At 67.2% G+C, this 19,204-nt stretch carries 18 protein-coding genes; 10 read left to right on the top strand and 8 right to left on the bottom strand.

The window, feature by feature from the left end:
• Positions 1-133: 133 nt before the first annotated feature.
• The 8 genes from GLS40_RS06490 (at position 134) to GLS40_RS06455 (ending at position 8,326) form a co-directional block, all read left to right on the top strand.
• Positions 134-517, top strand: a complete 384-nt coding sequence (locus GLS40_RS06490) for a MerR family transcriptional regulator (protein WP_160381936.1) — start codon at positions 134-136, stop codon at positions 515-517.
• Between the two features lie 266 nt (positions 518-783).
• Positions 784-1,185, top strand: coding sequence for a MerR family transcriptional regulator (locus GLS40_RS06485; RefSeq protein ID WP_160381935.1), 402 nt, complete (start codon positions 784-786; stop codon positions 1,183-1,185).
• A 43-nt stretch (positions 1,186-1,228) separates the two neighbouring features.
• Complete coding sequence (locus tag GLS40_RS06480; protein WP_160381934.1) at positions 1,229-3,007, top strand: acyl-CoA dehydrogenase C-terminal domain-containing protein; 1,779 nt, start codon at positions 1,229-1,231, stop codon at positions 3,005-3,007.
• 164 nt (positions 3,008-3,171) lie between these two features.
• A complete protein-coding gene (locus GLS40_RS06475) occupies positions 3,172-3,621 on the top strand; it encodes a GFA family protein (RefSeq protein WP_160381933.1) in 450 nt (149 codons plus the stop codon).
• A gap of 1 nt (position 3,622) precedes the next feature.
• Positions 3,623-3,835 (top strand): hypothetical protein, encoded by a 213-nt coding sequence (locus tag GLS40_RS06470; protein WP_160381932.1) that lies wholly within the window; start codon positions 3,623-3,625, stop codon positions 3,833-3,835.
• Between the two features lie 311 nt (positions 3,836-4,146).
• Positions 4,147-4,776, top strand: coding sequence for a glutathione S-transferase family protein (locus GLS40_RS06465; protein WP_160381931.1), 630 nt, complete (start codon positions 4,147-4,149; stop codon positions 4,774-4,776).
• 15 nt (positions 4,777-4,791) lie between these two features.
• A complete protein-coding gene (locus tag GLS40_RS06460; protein ID WP_160381930.1) occupies positions 4,792-6,003 on the top strand; it encodes an acetyl-CoA C-acetyltransferase in 1,212 nt (403 codons plus the stop codon).
• 145 nt (positions 6,004-6,148) lie between these two features.
• On the top strand, positions 6,149-8,326 hold the full coding sequence (locus GLS40_RS06455; RefSeq protein WP_160381929.1) for a 3-hydroxyacyl-CoA dehydrogenase NAD-binding domain-containing protein: 2,178 nt from the start codon (positions 6,149-6,151) through the stop codon (positions 8,324-8,326).
• A 163-nt stretch (positions 8,327-8,489) separates the two neighbouring features.
• On the opposite strand, the gene GLS40_RS06450 is transcribed toward GLS40_RS06455, so the two are convergent.
• Together GLS40_RS06450 and GLS40_RS06445 are read right to left on the bottom strand one after the other, a co-directional pair.
• Complete coding sequence (locus tag GLS40_RS06450) at positions 8,490-9,206, bottom strand: Hint domain-containing protein (RefSeq protein ID WP_160381928.1); 717 nt, start codon at positions 9,204-9,206, stop codon at positions 8,490-8,492.
• 147 nt (positions 9,207-9,353) lie between these two features.
• The gene (locus tag GLS40_RS06445; RefSeq protein WP_160381927.1) at positions 9,354-9,998 is read right to left on the bottom strand and encodes a sulfotransferase family 2 domain-containing protein; all 645 of its coding nucleotides are present in this window, start codon (positions 9,996-9,998) and stop codon (positions 9,354-9,356) included.
• Between the two features lie 128 nt (positions 9,999-10,126).
• Here GLS40_RS06445 and GLS40_RS06440 point away from each other — a divergent pair, with 128 nt between their 5' ends.
• Complete coding sequence (locus tag GLS40_RS06440; protein WP_160381926.1) at positions 10,127-11,758, top strand: AMP-binding protein; 1,632 nt, start codon at positions 10,127-10,129, stop codon at positions 11,756-11,758.
• 99 nt (positions 11,759-11,857) lie between these two features.
• The gene (locus GLS40_RS06435) at positions 11,858-12,883 is read left to right on the top strand and encodes a hypothetical protein (RefSeq protein ID WP_160381925.1); all 1,026 of its coding nucleotides are present in this window, start codon (positions 11,858-11,860) and stop codon (positions 12,881-12,883) included.
• A gap of 262 nt (positions 12,884-13,145) precedes the next feature.
• On the opposite strand, the gene GLS40_RS06430 is transcribed toward GLS40_RS06435, so the two are convergent.
• The 6 genes from GLS40_RS06430 to GLS40_RS06405 form a co-directional block, all read right to left on the bottom strand.
• Complete coding sequence (locus tag GLS40_RS06430) at positions 13,146-14,579, bottom strand: SPOR domain-containing protein (protein WP_160381924.1); 1,434 nt, start codon at positions 14,577-14,579, stop codon at positions 13,146-13,148.
• 71 nt (positions 14,580-14,650) lie between these two features.
• Entirely contained in the window at positions 14,651-15,283 is a 633-nt protein-coding gene (upp, locus tag GLS40_RS06425; protein WP_160381923.1) for a uracil phosphoribosyltransferase, read from the bottom strand.
• On the bottom strand, positions 15,280-16,266 hold the full coding sequence (locus tag GLS40_RS06420; RefSeq protein ID WP_160381922.1) for an adenosine deaminase: 987 nt from the start codon (positions 16,264-16,266) through the stop codon (positions 15,280-15,282). The genes upp and GLS40_RS06420 overlap by 4 nt, the downstream gene beginning before the upstream one ends.
• Positions 16,263-17,474 (bottom strand): phosphopentomutase, encoded by a 1,212-nt coding sequence (locus tag GLS40_RS06415; protein WP_160381921.1) that lies wholly within the window; start codon positions 17,472-17,474, stop codon positions 16,263-16,265. The genes GLS40_RS06420 and GLS40_RS06415 overlap by 4 nt, the downstream gene beginning before the upstream one ends.
• Positions 17,474-18,778 carry a thymidine phosphorylase gene (locus GLS40_RS06410; protein WP_160381920.1) on the bottom strand — a complete coding sequence of 435 codons (1,305 nt, stop codon included), beginning with the start codon at positions 18,776-18,778 and terminating at the stop codon, positions 17,474-17,476. Before GLS40_RS06410 ends, GLS40_RS06415 begins: the two co-directional genes overlap by 1 nt.
• A gap of 4 nt (positions 18,779-18,782) precedes the next feature.
• Complete coding sequence (locus tag GLS40_RS06405; RefSeq protein WP_160381919.1) at positions 18,783-19,175, bottom strand: cytidine deaminase; 393 nt, start codon at positions 19,173-19,175, stop codon at positions 18,783-18,785.
• Positions 19,176-19,204: the final 29 nt, after the last annotated feature.

The following is a 19,204-nucleotide window of genomic DNA, read 5'->3' as shown; positions in this document are numbered from 1 at the left end:
GCTTTCTCCGGCATTTCACCCGCATTGCCCGCCAGCCGCAAGACCATGATCGCCGCCACATGCCCCCGCGCTGGACAGTTGCCCGCAACGCGACATATGCCTAACCTCGGGTCAAGAACAGGGAGGGCCTGGCATGACCGACAAGCTGACCTTCAAGGAGATGTGCGACCACTTCGACGTGACGCCGCGCACGCTGCGCTACTACGAGTACATCGAACTGCTGCAGCCGGAACGCCAGGGCCGGGCCCGCCACTACGGCAAGCGCGAGATCGCGCGGATGAAGCTGATCCTGCGCGGGCGCAAGTTCGGCTTTCCCCTGGAAGACATCCGGCAGTGGCTGATGATCTACGACCAGGAGGGCAACGAGGCGCAGATGCGGGTCTGGATCGAACAGGCCGACGCCCAGCTGTCGGAACTGCGCACCCGGCGGCACCAGATCGACGAGGCGATCGAGGAACTGCGCAACCTGCGCAACGACGCGGCGCAAAGCCTGGGCATGGAAACCGTCGGGGACTGATTCCCCGGGTTGCCCTTGCGGCATGACCCAGGGGCACTCACGCTGCCTCACCCGCGCTCACGAATTCGTTTGTGTGCTAACAAAATTTCAAATTCCCCTAGGGCAACTTGCTTTATCTTACGTCACCGCCGAAGTGACGTGACGTAGCGGTTACGTCAACTTGGTTTTCCGTTGTATCCATAGGTCAACGAGGGCATTTCCGACCAACCGGTAAAAATTTGACCAAATGGTCCGCCGGGTTCTGAACGAGTGAGTGGAACGAGGAAATGACCCAGGACACCATGACTATCCGCGAGATGTGCGACCTCTTCGAGGTGACCCCGCGCACCCTGCGGTTCTACGAAGCAAAGGAGCTGCTGTTCCCGATACGCGAAGGCCAGAAGCGGCTGTTCACCCGGAGCGACCGGGCCCGACTGAAGCTGATCCTGCGCGGCAAGCGCTTCGGTTTCAGCCTTGAGGAAATCCGCCAGCTTCTCGACCTCTACAACATGGGCGACCAGCAGCAGACGCAGCTGCGCAAGACCTACGAAATCGCCGAGAAGCGCCTGGCCGACATGGAACGCCAGCGCGACGAGCTGGACGAGGCCATTGCCGAGCTGAAGGAACAGATGACCTGGGGCGCGCAGATGATCGCCTCGGTGAACGAAAGAAAGAACGCGGCCGAGTAATCCGCCCGGCCGCTGCCATGAGCAAGCACTTCGGGAGAGAGACATGCCCAGCTATACAGCCCCTGTGAAGGACATGCAGTTCATCCTGCACGATGTTCTGAAAGCCTCGGAAAGCGACATCCCGGGGTATGACGAGCTGGACCGCGATTTCACCGCCGCGATCCTCGAAGAGGCCGGCAAGATCTCCTCCGAAGTGCTCGCGCCGCTGAACGCGGTCGGCGATGTCGAGGGCTGCCGCCTGGAAAACGGCGTGGTCTATACGCCCACCGGGTTCAAGGAAGCCTTCGAGCAGATGCGCGAGGGCGGCTGGACCGGCCTGGACTGCGATCCCGACTACGGCGGCCAGGGCATGCCCTATGTGCTGGGCGTGGCGACCGGAGAGATGTTCACCGCCGCCAACATGGCCTTTACCATGTACCAGGGCCTGACCCACGGCGCCTATTCCGCCATCCATGCCCACGGATCGGATGCGCAGAAACAGACCTATCTGCCCAAGATGGTGACCTGCGAATGGACCGGCACCATGAACCTGACGGAGCCGCATTGCGGCACCGACCTGGGCCTGATGCGCACCAAGGCCGAACCGCAGGACGACGGGTCCTACAGGATCACGGGGCAGAAGATCTTCATCTCGGCCGGTGATCACGACATGTCCGAGAACGTGATCCATCTGGTGCTGGCCAAGATCCCCGGCGGCCCCGACGGGATCAAGGGCGTCTCGCTCTTCATCGTGCCCAAGTCCATCGTCAGGGAGGACGGCACCCCGGGCGAGCGCAACGGCGTCTCGGTCGGCAAGATCGAAGAAAAGATGGGCATCCACGGCAACGCCACCTGCGTGATGAACTACGACGGGGCGACCGGCTGGCTCCTCGGCGAGGCGCACAAGGGCATGCGCGCCATGTTCACCATGATGAACGAGGCCCGCCTGGGCGTCGGCATGCAGGGACTGGCCGTGGCCGAGGCCGCCTATCAGAACGGCCTGTCCTATGCCCGGGAACGCCTGCAGGGCCGTGCCGTCACCGGCGCCGAGAACAAGGACGGCCCCGCCGATCCGCTGATCGTGCACCCCGACATCCGCCGGTCGCTGATGGACCAGAAGAGCTTTACCGAGGGCGCGCGCGCCTTCGTTCTCTGGGGCGCGCAGATGATCGACCAGGCCCACCGGATGGATGACAAGACCGCCGAGGGCGCGATTTCCCTGCTGACCCCGGTGCTCAAGGGCTTCCTGACCGATCAGGGGTTCGACATGGCGGTGCTGGCCCAGCAGATCTGGGGCGGGCATGGCTATATCGAGGAACAGGGCATGTCCCAGTTCGCCCGCGACGCCCGGATCGCGATGATCTACGAAGGCGCCAACGGCGTGCAGGCGCTGGATCTGGTGGGCCGCAAGCTGGCCGCCGAGGGCGGCAAGCCGGCGATGGCCTTCTTCGAGATGATCAAGGGCTTCTGCAAGGAGAACGCGGGCGACGAGGCCTTTGCCAGGGACTTCGTCGAGCCGCTGAAGACCGCGTCGAAGCACCTGCAGGAGGCCGCCATGTTCTTCATGCAGAACGGCATGAAGAACCCCAACCACGCGCTGGCCGGGTCCTATGACTTCATGCACCTCTTCGGGCATGTCTGCCTTGGCCTGATGTGGTCGAAGATGGCGCTGGCGGCCCAGGCGAAGCTGGCCGAAGGCGATGGCGACACCGCCTTCTACGAAACCAAGATCGCGACGGGGCGCTATTACATGGCCCGCCGCCTGCCTGCGACGGCCATGCACCTCGCCCGGATCACCTCCGGCGCGGATACGGTGATGGCGCTGGACGCGGCCAACTTCTGAGCCCGGGATCAACCCGGGCCTTGAACGACCGACAGGGTGGGCCTTACATCGGCCCCACTCACGGATTGGCGGCCTGTGCGGGGATGCACGGGCCGCCAGACCCGCCGGGTGACACCGGCACGCGGCGCCCCACGGGGCGGCCCGCAGGACGGAGAGGAGGAGTCATGAGCACCGACTGGCGCGACAGACCCGAGGCCACAGGCGGCTGCCAGTGCGGCGCCGTGCGCTACCTCATCGCCGCGGGCCCCGCCCGGGAGACCGTCTGCGGCTGCCGCATGTGCCAGCGGGCCAGCGGCAACTTCACCTCCGCCTTCTACGAGGTCGACGCGGCGCGCGTCACCTGGACCGCTGCCCCGCCCGCCACCTGGGCCTCCTCCGACGTGGCCGACCGGGGGTTCTGCGCCCGCTGCGGCACACCGATCTTCTTCCGCGCGAACGGCTCCGGCACGATCGAACTGCTCGCCGCCACCCTGGCCACCGGCACGCCATTCGAGCCGGTCTTTCAGGTCCGCCCCGAAGGCGCGCCCGGCTGGGCCATGCATCTGGCCGACATGCCCGTCCGCCCCGCCGAGGGCCGCGGCCCCACCCGCAGCAACCAGGCACCGGAGGTCTGAGATGCCGAAACGATTCCGCCTGACCCGCCGCCTGCCGGTCGCCATGACCGAGGACGCCTACCGCCGCCTGAAACGCTTCGCCCAGGAAGCGGGGCTGGACGAAGGCGAGGCGCTGTCCTTCCTGTTCGAGAATTTCGACAGCGTCACGCATGAGGACAACCTCACCCACCGGCTGCGGCTGTTCAACTCCGAGCTGGACGCGAGAAAGCGGTGAGACTGGCACCCGCAAGCCCCGGCCGCGCGGCGGCGGCACAGGTCCAACGCCTCCGGCGGGAGTATTTTGGACGAGATGAAGCCGGGGTACGCGAGAGATCCACCCCGTCCCGCGCCACCGGATTGGCTACCGGATATGTCGAGACGGGGCTTCACCTCGTACGTCCATCGGCTCTCCAGCCTGTAACGCGGGGCCAGCCTAGGCGCGTTAACCTTAATGCGGGGTGAAGATCATCTTCATCTCGTCAAAAATACTCCACGGGGGTCCGGGGGTGTGAAACCCCCGGTCCGGCACCAGCAACGAGGACCGACATGACCGCACAACTCTACTGCTTCGGCGAAAGCGGCAATGCCTACAAGGCGGCGCTGACGATGGAACTCTCGGGTTATGACTGGGAGCCCGTCTGGGTCGATTTCTTCGGCGGCGCGCAGCGCAAGCCCGAGTTCCTGGCGATCAACGAGATGGGCGAGGCGCCGGTCATGGTCGAGGGCGATCTGACGCTCACCCAGTCCAGCGTGATCATGCTGCATGTCGCCGGGAAGACCGGCAAGTTCCTCGACGGGGACCGCAACGAGATCCTGCGCTGGCTGTTCTGGGACGGACAGAAGGGCACCGGCCAGCAGGGAGCGCTGCGCTTCCTGATGAATTTCATCCCCGCCGAGAAGCGCCCGCAGGAGGCCATCGGCTTTCTCAACGGCCGGGTGCAGGCCGCGCTGAAGACGCTGGAGGCGCATCTTGCGGGCCGCAGCTGGATGGTGGGCGAGACCACGACCCTCGCCGACCTCGCCTGCTGCGGTTACCTCTATTATCCCGAACCTTTCGGCTTTGACCGCAAGGATTTCCCCGCCATCGACGCCTGGCTCGACCGCATCGCGGCCCTGCCCGGCTGGAAACACCCCTATGACCTGATGCCCGGCCGTCCTTCGGACCGCGGGCTCTGAGCGAAAGGAGCAGTCATGACCGACGCTTACATCTACGACGCCGTGCGCAGCCCGCGCGGCAAGGGCCGCCCGGACGGCTCGCTGCACGAAGTCACCGCCGTCTCGCTCGGCAAGCAGATGCTGAACGCGCTGAAGGACCGCAACGGGCTGGAAGGCCACGCGGTGGAGGATGTGATCTGGGGCAATGCCACCCAGGCGATGGAACAGGGCGGCTGCCTGGCGCGGACAACCGTGCTGGCCTCCGAGCTCGACGAGTCGATCCCGGGCCTGTCGATCAACCGGTTCTGCGCCTCAGGCATGGAGGCGGTGAACCTCGCCGCCAACCAGGTGCGCGGCGGCGCGGGCCAGGCCTATATCGCCGGCGGGGTCGAGATGATGTCGCGCGTGCCCATGGGCAGCGACGGCGCCGCGGTGGCGGTGGATCCGACCGTGGCGCTTGACCGCTATTTCGTGCCGCAGGGCATCAGCGCCGATATCATCGCGACCGAATACGGTATCACCCGCGATCAGGCCGACGAATTTGCCGTGCGCTCGCAGAAGCTGGCCAAGCAGGCCTGGGACGAGGGCCGGTTCGCGAAATCCATCGTCACCGTGCGGGACGTGAACGGGCTGCCGATCCTGGCCTATGACGAATTCATCCGCCCCGGGACCGACATGCAGACGCTTGGCGCGCTCAAGCCCAGCTTCAAGGACATGGGCGAGGGCATGCCCGGCTTCGACAAGGTGGCCCGGCTGAAGTACCCGCATCTGGAGCGGATCAACCACATCCACCATGCCGGGAACTCCTCGGGCATCGTCGACGGCTCGGCCGCCGTGCTGGTCGGGTCCAGGGAATTCGGCGAGGCGCATGGGCTGAAGCCCCGTGCCCGCATCCGCGCCACGGCCAAGATCGGCACCGATCCCACGATCATGCTGACCGGCCCGGTGCCCGCCACGCAGAAGATCCTGGCCGAGAGCGGGATGCAGATCGGCGATATCGACCTGTTCGAGGTGAACGAGGCGTTTTCCTCGGTTGTCCTGCGCTTCCTGCAGGCCTTTGACGCCGATATCGACAAGCTGAACGTGAACGGCGGCGCGATCGCCATGGGCCACCCGCTGGGGGCCTCGGGCGCGATCATCATCGGCACCCTGCTCGACGAGCTGGAGCGTTCGGACAAGGAGGTCGGCCTGGCCACCCTCTGCGTCGCCTCCGGCATGGGCGCGGCCACGATCATCGAGCGGGTGTGACACCGCCCCGCCCTGCCCCGGCGCCCCGGCGGCGCGCGGCCCCACTCCCCGCACCGGGGACGGGGTTGGGGACAGGGCGGCGGACACCCCGCGCCCGCGCCACCAGTGGCGCGACAGATATCACCCCTGCGGAAAGGGAAGAGAAATGACCGATTTCACGATGGACAAGGGCGCCGACGGCGTCGCCGTGATCACCTGGGACCTGCCCGGGAAAAGCATGAACGTGCTCACCATGACCGGCGCGCAAGAGCTGTCGGACCTGATCGACGATGCGCTGGCCGATGATGCGGTCAAAGGCATCGTCATCACCTCGGGCAAGGAGACGATGGCCGGCGGCATGGACCTGAACGTCCTGCAGGGCATGAAGGCCGAGGGCGCCCAGGGCGTGTTCGACGGGGTGATGACCCTGCACGGCCTGCTGCGCAAGATCGAGCGCGCGGGCATGGAGCCCAAGACCAACAAGGGCGGCAAGCCGATCGCCGCCGCCGTGCCCGGCACCGCCATGGGCATCGGCTTCGAGCTGCCGCTCGCCTGCCACCGCATCTTTGTCGCCGACAATCCCAAGGCCAAGATCGGCCTGCCGGAAATCCAGGTCGGCATCTTCCCCGGCGCGGGCGGCACCACCCGCCTGGTGCGCAAGCTGGGCGTGATGATGGCCGCCCCCTACCTGCTGCAGGCGCAGATGAGCGACCCGCACAAGGCGCAGAAGGCCGGGCTGGTGGACGAGGTCGTGGCCGATCCGGTCGCCGCCGCAAAGGCGTGGGTCCTGTCCGAGCCCAAAATCGTCAAGCCCTGGGACGACAAGGGCTTCAAGCTGCCCGGCGGCGCGCCCTATCACCCGGCGGGCTTCCAGACCTTCGTGGGCGCCAACGCGATGATCAACGGCCAGACCTGGGGTGCCTTCCCGGCGGCCAAGGCGCTGCTTTCGGCGGTTTACGAGGGCACGCAGGTGCCCTTTGACACCGCGCTGAAGATCGAGGCGCGCTGGTTCACCAGCGTGATCATGAACCCCTCGTCGGGCGCGATGATACGTTCGCTCTTCCTGAACAAGGAGGCGCTGGAAAAGGGCGCGAACCGCCCCGAGGCCCCCGACCAGAGGGTCAGGAAGCTGGGCGTCATGGGTGCCGGCATGATGGGCGCGGGCATCGCGCTGGTCAGCGCGCAGGCGGGCATCGAGGTGGTGCTGATCGACCAGAAGCAGGAGGCCGCCGACAAGGGCCGCGCCTATACCGAAAGCTACCTGGACGAGGGCATCAAGCGCAAGAAGACCACCCCCGAGAAGAAGGACGAGATCCTCGGCCGCATCACCGCGACCACGGATTACAGCGCGCTGTCCGACGCCGATCTGATCATCGAGGCGGTGTTCGAGGATCCGGGCGTGAAGGCCGAGGTGACGAAGAATGTCGAGGCGGTGATCCCCGCCGACTGCATCTTTGCCTCCAACACCTCGACCCTGCCGATCACCGGGCTGGCCAAGGCCTCCTCGCGCCCCGAGCAGTTCATCGGCATCCACTTCTTCTCGCCCGTGGAAAAGATGCTGCTGGTCGAAATCATCAAGGGCAAGCAGACCGGGGACCGGGCCGTGGCCAAGGCGCTCGACTACGTGCGCCAGATCCGCAAGACGCCCATCGTGGTGAATGACGCGCGGTTCTTCTACGCCAACCGCTGCATCATCCCCTACCTCAACGAAGGCGCCCGGATGGTGGCCGAGGGCGTGGCCCCTGCCCTGGTGGACAATGCCGCACGCATGCTGGGGATGCCGGTCGGGCCGCTGCAGCTGATCGACGAGACCTCGATCGACCTGGCGGTCAAGATCGCCAAGGCCACGAAAGAGGCCTTGGGCGATGCCTATCCGAGCGATGCCAAGCCGACCGACGAGCTGATGTTCTGGCTCTATGACGAGGGCCGTCTGGGCCGGAAATCCAAGGCGGGCTTTTACAGCTACGACGAAAAGGGCAAGCGCACCGGCCTGTGGGAGGGGCTGGAGGCCCGCTATCCCCACAAGGTGCCGCAACCCGATGTCGACACGGTGCAGGACCGCCTGATGTTCGCCCAGGTGCTGGAGGCCGTCCGCGCGCTGGAGGAAGGCGTGCTGGAGGACATCCGCGAAGGCGACGTCGGCGCGATCCTGGGCTGGGGCTTTGCGCCCTGGTCGGGCGGGCCATTCTCGTGGCTCGACATCATCGGAGCGGACGAGGCGGTGAAACGCTGCGACGCGCTGACGGCGGAGTATGGCGTGCGCTTCACCACGCCGAAGCTGCTGCGCGAGATGGCCGCGAAGGGCGACACCTTCTATGGCCGTTTCGGCAAGGCGGCGGCCTGAGGACCGCGCCCCGGGGTCCGCGCGCGGGCCCCGGACCCCGCAAGCCATGCAAAAGGCCCCGCCCAGGGGGCCCGGACGAAAAACAGCCGCGCTCGGCGTCCCGAAGCGCGGCTGAAAAGGAAAGACCGGGTCGGATGCGTCTCACGACCCGGGCAAAGTTGACTCAGGCAGCTCCTCCAAGCACACCTTCGTCACAGTCGTTCATCCAGGTCTCCTCGATCTCCTCACGGATTGAATTGATGAGCTCACGGTCGATATCTTCCGAGAGCATATGATAATCCCGGTCCGCCGCGTCCCAGGACACGCGGGCCAGGATGTCGCCGACCGCAGGGCACACGCACAGCGCGCCGTGGGCGGTGAACACGATCTGGTCTTCGTCGAATTGCAGCAGGTAGACATTTGTCGGCATCGTCGGTTCGGACCGACGGATACCGCAGATGCCCACGAGGGACTCGGCCCGGACCAGGGCAAAGGGATCGCCGGTATGTGACTCGGCGAGATCGCTTTCGATCAGCACGCCCTGGCGCGGCAAAAGGGTCATCGCATGGCTGTTGCCCAGCACGCCCTGCGGCACATGTACCGGGCGGAAATGCGCCGGGCAGCGCCCCACGCCCGCCCACATCGGCGCACACTTGATCGCACGCACCGTGCGCAGGCCGGCATCGAAGGTCAGCACCGCGTCTCCGGCGGCGATCCGTTCAATGGCAATCCAGCCGACAGAGGTGGCAACCCGCGTACCGGCAACGATACCCGTCGTCGCGCCGCTGGATTGGTCATCCAGCATCTCCGCCATCAGATCGGCGTATTGCGCGCGTTCCCAGTCGTTCGCAATCTCATCGAGCATCTTAGAAATCCCGTGTTTTGACCCATGAACACGCATTCAACGTGTTTCAGTAACAATAAGAGGCCCGAGCACCGCGACGCTGACGGGCCGAAAATGCGGCAGACTGGAGGCAATTAACTATTTTTTCGAAACAGCGGCCAAATTCTGCGGAATTTAGGCACCATTCGGTGGCGAATTTTCCGATCAGAAAATATATCGGAATTTCTTGATATCTTCGGCGCAATCCTGCGCGATCAACTCGGCGTCACTATCGCTATAGTAGCGCCGAAAGTCGTCGCTCCTTGGCGACACGTTGACGCGATCCAGCGACAACCGAAAGCCGAGATGTCGCCAAAGAGGTTCAGCATCTGATTCGTGCGATTCGAGCCTTATGAAAAGGTTGCATAAATCCTCTCCTCCGGGGCCACAAACATAACTGCTGGCCGGCCCGGCCCTGAATGCGGCGCGGGTCTGCGGGTGGCGGATGAAATCGGCGAACGACAACGTACGGGCGAGTGCTACGGCCGGGTGGTCGAACCGCTGCAGTTGCAACCAGTGATAGTAACTCACGGCCCGGTCCCAGGGATTGCGGACAAGTGTAAAAACGAAAAATTGCCGCATCTCGTCAATTGTGGCGAGGCCCGCCACATCTGCCAGGCGGGAGTGTTTCCATAACCGACCCAGTGCCGCCGATGTATCGACCTTGCCGCGGCGGCGTTTCGCCTTGGGCGTGTCGCCCAGCATGATGTCGTCCTTCATGGCGCGGCTTTCCAGCGCCAGCGCCATTGCGGTGCCGCCCGTCTTGGGGATGTGAATGAAGATGTAGCGCCGGCCGCGTGACAGGATCATGGCGCCAGATTACCCGGAACCAAAGGGCCCGCAAGGCGCGCATCGCCGCGCGGCTCCGTTCCCTGTTTCCCTTGCCGCGCGCGCTGCTATAACCACGGCACGACGGCACATCATTCGGGAGGGATCACATGGGCTGGCTGGCAGACGAGACCGGGTTGGACAAGAACGCGGCCAACCATGTACCGCTGACACCCCTGTCGAACCTGACACGCGCCGCGCGCATCTGGCCCGACCGGCTGGCCGTGGTCTATGGCCCGCACCGCAAGACCTATGCCCAGTATTTCGAACGCGTGACCCGCCTCGCCTCGGCGCTGTCCAGGCTGGGCGTGGAACCGGGCGACGTGGTCGCCACGCTGATCCCCAACCTGCCCCCCCAGGCCGAGGCGCATTTCGGTGTGCCCGCCTGCGGCGCGATCCTCAACACGATCAACACGCGGCTTGAGCCGGACACCGTGGCCTATATCTTTGACCACGGCGGGGCGAAGGTGGTCCTGGTCGACCCGCAGTTCCTGCCCGTCGTGGCCGAGGCCGTCGAGCGGATGGAAGGCCCCGCCCCCAAGATCATCGAGGTGCCCGACGACCATGCCGGGGTGCATGCCAGCGGCCACCACATGACCTACGAGGCGCTGCTGGCCACCGGCGATCCCAAATTCGCCTGGATCCTGCCGCAGGACGAATGGGAAAGCATCGCGCTCAACTATACCTCGGGCACCACCGGGCGGCCCAAGGGCGTGGTCTATCACCACCGGGGCGCGCATCTGAACGCCATGGGGCAGATCCTGTCCTGGCGGATGCAGCTTTATCCCCGCTACCTGACCATCGTGCCGCTGTTTCACTGCAACGGCTGGTGCCACACCTGGATGATCCCCCTGCTGGGCGGCACGGTCGTGTGCTGCCGCGACATCGCCGCCAAGCCGATGTTCGACGCCATCGCGGACGAGAAGGTGACCCATTTCGGCGGCGCGCCCATCGTGCTGAACATGCTGGTGAACGCCCCCGACGACCAGAGGCGCGACTTCGACCATGTGGTCGAGGTGTTCACCGCCGGGGCGCCGCCTGCCCCCTCCACCCTCGCGGCGATCGAGCCGATGGGCTTCAACGTCACCCAGGTCTACGGCCTGACCGAGACTTACGGCCCCGCCACCGAATGCACCTGGGACGACGACCTCTGGGGCGACCTGCAGGGCGAGGCGCGCGCCGCGATCAAGGCGCGCCAGGGTGTCGCCATGCCCGCCTATGAGCACATCACCGTCATGCAGGCCGATGACATGACCCAGACCCCGATGGACGGCAAGACGCAGGGCGAGATCATGATGCGCGGCAACGGCGTCATGAAGGGCTACCTGAAGAACCCAAAGGCGACCGAGGACGCGTTCCGCGGCGGCTATTTCCACACCGGCGACATCGCGGTGCAGCACCCGGACGGCTATGTGCAGATCCAGGACCGGGCCAAGGACATCATCATCTCGGGTGGCGAGAATATCTCCTCCGTCGAGGTCGAGGGCGTGCTGATGGCCCATCCCGACGTGCTGCTCTGCGCCGTGGTGGCCAAGCCGGACGACAAATGGGGCGAGGTGCCCTGCGCCTTTGTCGAGCTCAAGGACGGGCGGACCGGGGACGCGGACGCGCTGGTCGCCTTTGCCCGCCAAAGGCTGGCCGGGTTCAAGACGCCCAAGACGGTGGTGTTCTGCGAATTGCCCAAGACCTCGACCGGGAAAATCCAGAAATTCGAACTGCGCAACACCGCCCGCACCCTGTGATCCGCCTGCCGCTGCGGCAGCCTTGACCTTGCGGAATTGCCGCCGCGAGTCGCGGAGTGTATACTCCTGGCAAAAGAGCCAGGCAGGCCACGGGCAGGAATGACCGCACTCAGCGAATATCAGCGCCTAGAGGCGACCGGCCTGTGGTCCGCGTCGCCCGATGCGCAACGGCGCGAAGTCGTGGTTTCGCTGGGCGACGCCTCGCTCACCATGTCCGACATGCAAAGCCGTGCGCTGGCGCATTGGTCGCTGGCCGCCGTGCAACGGATGAACCCGGGCGAGCTGCCAGCGATCTACACCCCCGACGGCATGATGGACGAGGTGCTGGAACTCGACGCATCCGAGGCCGAGATGATCGCCGCCATCGAACGCATCCGCGGCGCGGTGGAACGCCAGCGGCCAAGGCGCGGGCGGCTCAGGTGGACGCTGCTGCTGGCCTCGGCACTGGGGGTTGCGGCGCTTGGCTTCTTCTGGCTGCCCGGGGCGCTGCAGCGCCAGGCGCTGGCCGTGGTGCCCGATGTGCAGCGCGTCACGATCGGCGAGGCCCTGCTGAACGAGATCGAGCGCGTCACCGGCCCGCCCTGCGGCGATCCGCAGGGGCTGGCCGCGCTGGACCGGCTGGCGCAACGCCTGCCCGGTGTCGACGGGCCGCCCCGCCTGCATGTGATGCGCGAGGGGGTGCGCGGCGCGGTGCACCTGCCCGGCGGGATCATCCTGCTGAGCCGCACCGTGGTCGAGGATGTCGAAGAACCGGATGTGGTGGCCGGCTACGTCATTTCGGAACAGCTGCGTGCCAGGGCGCAGGATCCGCTGGCGCTGCTGCTGCGTGCTGCCGGGCCTGCCGCCACCTTCCGCCTGCTGACCACCGGCAGCCTGCCGGACGGCGCGCTGGACGACTATGCCGAAACGCTGCTGACCCGCCCCCGGGGCCGGCTGGACGACGCCACCCTGCTGCCCGGTTTCCGCGCCAGCGGCGTGCGCTCGACCCCCTATGCCTATGCACTGGATGTCACCGGCGAAAGCGTGCTGGGCCTGATCGAGGCCGATCCGTTCCGCACCGACGCCCCCTCGCCCGTGCTGCGCGATGCCGACTGGCTGCGGCTGCAGGCGATCTGCGGCGGCTGATCCCCCGGCGGCACGCCCGTGCCGGGCCGCGACCCCGGCGGCGCGGGTCCCGTTCGCTGGCACACGATCCTGCGGCGCAGGCCCTCAGGGCGGGGCAGGCTCCGGGCCGCACGCCGGCAAGCCACCCTACGATTGCGACCCACTGGGCCACGGCGCCTCCGCCGTCACTTCCAGATATGACAACGCCCCCGCAGGGTGCTGCGGGGGCGTTGCGATGTGGTAACCGGCGCATCGGCCTGCCAGGGGGCGGTTCAGCCCCCGATCAGCGCGTGAACGCGTCGCGGAAGCCCGAGCGGCGGGCCGTGTTCAGCGCGCTGGACAGGGCGCCCGCATCGTTGAAGGGGCCGGCCAGGATGATCTGGTACTCTTTCCCGCCCTTGGTATAGCGCGACTTCGCCACCGGCAGACCCGAGGCCTGGAGCCGGGCCACCGTCTTGTTCGCATTGTCCGCCACGCCGAAGGTGCCGACCTGCACGTAGCGATGACCGCTCGGCGCCGCCCGGGGGGCCGGGGCCGCCGTCGGGGTCGCCGCCGGGGCCCTGGGCTTGGCCGCAGGCGCGGCGCGGAAGGCCTTGCGCGTTGCACTGCCCGACGATGCCGCCTTGGGCACGGCGCCGCTGCTGGAGACGGTCGGCGGCACGAGGTTCGCGATCATCGCGGTCACGTCCTGCCCGGTGTCGCGCCGCACCAGGCGGCGCGGCACGGTGTTGGTCCAGATCAGCTCGGTCTGGGCGATGCCCTGCATGGTCATCTCGGCCCGGTGCGGGTTCAGTCGGTCATCCTTGAACGCCCGGCGATAGCCCTTGGGAATGCTGTTGCCGACGCGGGTGTTCTGGCGGTTCTCGTAGACATGCTTGGGCAGCACGCGGGCGACCTGATCCAGGCTGCCCAGACGGGTCGCGACCATCGAGCCATCGGGCTGCGCGGCAAAGCGGAACACCTGCTCGCCCACGGCATAGCCGATCAGGGCGCCATCGCCAGCACGGCGCACCGGGCGCACCGAGGGCGGTTCCGCCTGCGGGCCGCAGCGCACGGGATAGGAATCCTTGGACTGCACATATTGCTGGCCCACGGCCGACAGACCCGGGCAGGCCACCCCGCCGGTCGCCGCCGGGCGGCCGCCCTGACGGTTCGGCTCATCCGTGATGATCGTGGGCATGGGACGCACCACCTGGCGCGGCGCGGGGGCCGGGGCGGCCCGGACCACACGCTGCGTCGTCCGCGGCTTGGGCTTGGGCGCGACCACGGTGCGCTGCACGGGTTTCGGTGCGGGCTTGGGCGCGGCCTTGGGCGCCGTCACCACACGCTGCGCCGGTTTCGCGGCAGGCTTGGGCTTGGGCGCGGGCGCGACCGCCGCGGCCTTGGGCGCGGTCTGCTTGGGGACCTCGGCGGGCTGGATCTGCACCACGCTCTTGTCCAGGGGCTTTTGCACCTCGGTGGGGGGCGCCTCGGCAAAGGTCGGCTGGAAGCCGCAGACCACCTGGCGGTTGCGCGCCACATGCGGCACCCAGGTCACCTGCCCGCCCACACCCGCGCGGATGTAGACACAGCCCCGGCTGTCGACATATTGCGTGCCCTTGAACGACGCAGGCGGGAATTCCGCCGGCCCGTCGTTCTTCTTCAACGTCTGCGCTTGTAGTCCGGGTGCCGCCAACACCAAGGTGATGGCAGCCACCGCAATAAGTCTGCTCAACATGGATCTGTCCCCACAGGATGTTGCGGGACAGTCTGCCCTAGCTGTGCCCCCGAGTAAACCGGGTAGATCGGCTATTTTGTGCCGAACATCCGGTCACCCGCATCCCCTAGTCCGGGTACAATATATCCATGGTCATTCAGGTGCTTGTCTACCGCTGCTGTGACAATCGGCACATCGGGATGGGCCTCCTTCATCCGCTGGATGCCCTCGGGCGCGGCCAGCAGGCAGAGGAATCGGATATTCGTGGCGCCTGCCTCCTTCAGCAGGTCGACCGCCGCAGCCGAGGAATTGCCGGTGGCCAGCATCGGGTCCACCGCGATCACCAGCCGGTCCGACAGGTCCTCGGGCACCTTGAAATAGTACTGGATCGGCTGCAGCGTGCGTTCGTCGCGGTACAGCCCGATGAAGCCGACGCGCGCCGCCGGCACCAGTTCCAGCACCCCGTCCAGCAGCCCGTTGCCCGCCCTGAGGATCGAGATCAGCGCCAGCTTCTTGCCGTCCAGAACCGGCGCATCCATCGGCTCCAGCGGGGTTTCGATCCGCTTGGTGGTCATCGGCAGCTCGCGGGTGATCTCATAGGCCAGAAGCTGGCTGATCTCGCGCAGGAGTTGGCGGAAGGACTTGGTCGAGGTCTCCTTGTCCCGCATGATCGACAGCTTGTGCTGCACCAGCGGGTGGTCCACGACGGTCAGATGTTGGCTCATGTCAGCTCCATATCCTTGGCGATCCGGTCCCGTGTAGCCGTATCGCAGAAGGCCGCGTCAAGGGCGTTGCGGTGAATTTCGGCAAAGATTGCCTCGTCCCAGCCGAAAGCGCGCTCCAGTTCCTCGTATTCCCGGGTCATCGTGGTGTGAAAGAACGGCGGGTCGTCGGTCGAGACGGTGACCTTCAGCCCCCGCTCGCGCAGGGTCTCGATCGGGTGCTTGCGCCACGCCGGGTAGAGGCCAAGCGCGACATTCGATCCCGGGCAGACCTCCAGCGTGATGGCGCGTTCGCCCAGCTCGTCGACCAGGGCCAGGTCCTCGATCGCGCGCACGCCGTGGCCGATGCGCTCGACGCCCAGATCGCGCACCGCGTCGCGCACCGATTGCGGCCCGCCCCATTCCCCGGCATGGGCGGTCAGGCGCAGCCCGGCCTCGCGCGCGCAGTCGAAGGACCAGAGGTAATCCCCGGGCTTGCCGATCCCCTCGTCCCCCGCGATGCCGAAGCCGGTGATGAAATCGCCCGCCGTCTCGGCGGCGCAGAGCGCGCTGGCGCGGGCCTTGTCGGGGCCGAAATGGCGGATGCAGGTGACGATGCCGCGGGCGGTGATGCCCAACTTTGCCTCGGCCTCGGCGGCGGTGGATTGCAGAGCCGCCAGGTAGTCGCGCCAGGCCGCCACGTCCGAGCCGCCGCAGAAATCGGGCGAAACGAAGAGCTCGGTGTAGATCACGCCGTGTTCGGCGCTTTCCTGCAGCACAGCCTGCAGCAGGCGGGCGTAGTCCTCGGGCGTCTGCAGGACCGAGGTCGCGGCCTCGTACACCTGCAGGAAATGCACGAAATCGCGATAGGCATAATGGCCGCGCTCGTCAAAGGCCCGGTGGATGTCGATCTTCTTCTCGGCGGCGAGGCCCCTGATGAAGGCGGGGGGCGCGGCGCCTTCGAGATGCAGGTGCAGCTCGATCTTCTTCATCTGCTTCAGGCTCATGCGAAGGCCCTCCCCGGCCCCTGAGAGGGCACGCCCAGGTGCCGTGCCACGGTGGCGGCCACATCGGCAAAGGCCACGACGCCCGCAGTGCCCTGCCCCTTGCCGGCGATCAGGACAGGCACCCGCTCGCGTGTATGGTCGGTGCCGGTCCAGGTCGGATCGTTGCCGTGATCGGCGGTGATCACCAGCAGGTCGTCGGGGCGCAGCATCGGCAGCAGGCGTGACAATTGCGCGTCGAACCATTCCAGCGCCCGGGCATAGCCCGAAACATCGCGACGATGGCCGTAGAGGCTGTCGAACTCCACGAAGTTTGCAAATGTCAGGGACAGGTCCTTTGCAAACTCCACATGGTGCAGCAGTGCCTCCATCAGATCGGCATCCGCCCCCTTGGCCACGTCGTCGATCCCCCGCATCGAGAAGATGTCGCCGATTTTCCCAACCGCGTGAACACCTTGCCCGGCATCCTTCACCCAGTCGCACAGCGTGGGGGACGGCGGGGCGATGGCATAGTCGTGCCGGTTGGTGGTGCGGGTGAAGCCCTTTTCGACCGACCCGACAAAGGGCCGTGCGATGACGCGGCCGACCTTCATCTTATGCAAACCGGGGGCCACGGCTTTGCAAAGATCCAGCAAAGCGTCGAGGCCGAAATGTTCCTCATGCGCGGCGATCTGAAAGACGCTGTCGGCCGAGGTGTAGCAGATCGGCCAGCCGGTGCGGATATGCTCGGCCCCCAGCCGGTTCACGATCACGGTGCCCGGGGCGTGGCAATTGCCGAGGATCCCCTCCGTCCCGGCGGCGCGGCAGACCTCGGCGATGAGATCGGGGGGGAAGCTGTCGGTCTTGTCGGGGAAATAGGTCCAGTCCCAGGGCACCGGCACGCCCGCCAGTTCCCAGTGGCCCGAGGGCGTGTCCTTGCCCGGGCTGACCTCTTGCGCCGCGGCCCAGAAGCCCGTCGGCTCGGCCTCCAGCCCCGGGGTCGCATCGCCCGCGGCGCAGCGCATCGCCGCCCCCAGACCAAGCGCATCCATGTTCGTCAGGCGCAGCGGGCCAGAGCGCCCCTCTTCGGCCCGGCCATCGGCGCAGGCCTGGGCGATATGGGCCAGGGTATTGGCCCCGGTATCGGGCGTCGTGCCGTTGAAGAAGCGATCGGCATCCGGCGCACCGCCACAGCCGACGCTGTCGATCACCACAAGGAAGGCGCGCGGCATCAGTCGATCCTTTCGCGGATCAGCGCGGGCACCTGCGGCGCGGTGCCTGCGATGTTCACCGCCGCCAGCACCGCCCGCGCCGCCTTGTCCGCCGCCTCGATCCGCGAGGCATGGACGCGCGCCAGGGGCTGGCCCTTTTCGACCCGGGTGCCAAGCGGCAGGATGTCCGACAGGCCGACCGCCGGGTCGATCACGTCGCCCTCCACCTGCCGCCCGCCGCCGAGGTCCACCACCGCCAGGCCAAGCGCCTCGCCGTCGAAGCCCGCAACAAACCCCGCCTCGGGCGCGGCGATCTCGCGGATCACGGTGGCCTCGGGCAGGAAGCGGGCCCATGTCTCGACAAATTGCACCGGGCCGCCCATGGCCGCGACCATCAGGCCAAACCGCTCTGCCGCCGCGCCCGAGGCGATGGCCTGCGCGATCGCCGCCTCCCCCGCCCCGGCATCCGCCGCCAGGCCGCCGTTTGCCAGCAGCACCCCGCCCAGGGTCACGCAGATCCCCGCCAGCGGGCCCGAAGCCTCGCCGGTCAGCACGCGCATCGCCTCGGCCACCTCCAGCGCGTTGCCAAGCGCGGGGGCAAGCGGCTGGTTCATGTCGGTCAGCACCGCCGAGGTCGGGCAGCCGGCGGCATTGGCGGTCGAGACGAGCGCCTCGGCCAGCGACTTGGCCTCGGCCTCGGACTTCATGAAGGCGCCCGAGCCGGTCTTGACGTCCAGCACCAGCCCGTCGAGCCCCGCCGCCAGCTTCTTGGACAGGATCGAGGCGGTGATCAGGTCCATGCTTTCCACCGTCGCCGTCACGTCGCGCACGGCATAAAGCCTGCGGTCGGCCGGCGCGATATCGGCGGTGGCCGAGACGATGGCGCAGCCGGCGCGTTCCACCACGGCGCGAAACCGGGCTTCGTCCAGCGCGGTGGTGACGCCGGGAATCGCCTCCATCTTGTCGAGCGTTCCGCCGGTGTGGCCCAGCCCCCGGCCCGAGATCATCGGCACATAGGCCCCGCAGGCCGCCAGCGCCGGGGCCAGGACCAGCGACACGCAGTCGCCCACCCCGCCGGTCGAATGTTTGTCGAGCACCGGGCCGCCGAGGTCCCAGGCCAATGTCCGCCCGCTGTCGCGCATGGCCAGCGTCAGGGCGACTCGGCCCTGTTCGCTGAGCCCGTTCAGCAGGGCCGCCATGGCAAAGGCCCCCGCCTGGGCGTCGGTCACCGTCTGATCCGCCAGGCCCCGGGCGAACCAGCCGAGTTCCTCGGAGGATGGCGTCGCGCCGTCGCGCAGCCGGGCGATGATCCTGCGGGCATTCATCGGATCAGGCGCGGTCCATGTGGCTGGCGTCGAACCGGCCCGGCAGCAGCTCGGCAAAGGTCATCGACTGGCTGGCGCCGTCGGTGGTGTACATCGTCAACACCGCGTCCCCGCCGCCGAATTCCACCAGTTTCTGCCGGCAGCCGCCGCAAGGCGGCACGGGCGCCGGGCTGTCGGCGATCACGGCGACCTCGGTCAGGCGGGTTTCCCCGGCGGCGACCATGGCGGCAATGGCCCCGGCCTCGGCGCAGGTGCCTTCGGGATAGGCCACGTTCTCGACATTGCAGCCCGCGTAGATCGCGCCCGAGGCGCCGCGCACGGCGGCCCCGACCTTGAACCGCGAATAGGGCACATAGGCGTTTTCGCGCACGGCGGTGGCGGCTTGCAACAGGTCCATGACGTCGGTCCCCCTCTGGCGTATCCCGC

The sequence above is a fragment of the Pseudooceanicola pacificus genome (assembly GCF_009789075.1).
Classification (GTDB): domain Bacteria; phylum Pseudomonadota; class Alphaproteobacteria; order Rhodobacterales; family Rhodobacteraceae; genus Pseudooceanicola; species Pseudooceanicola pacificus.
Note: the sequence above shows the minus strand (reverse complement) of the source record. Positions and strands in the feature narration are given on the sequence as shown.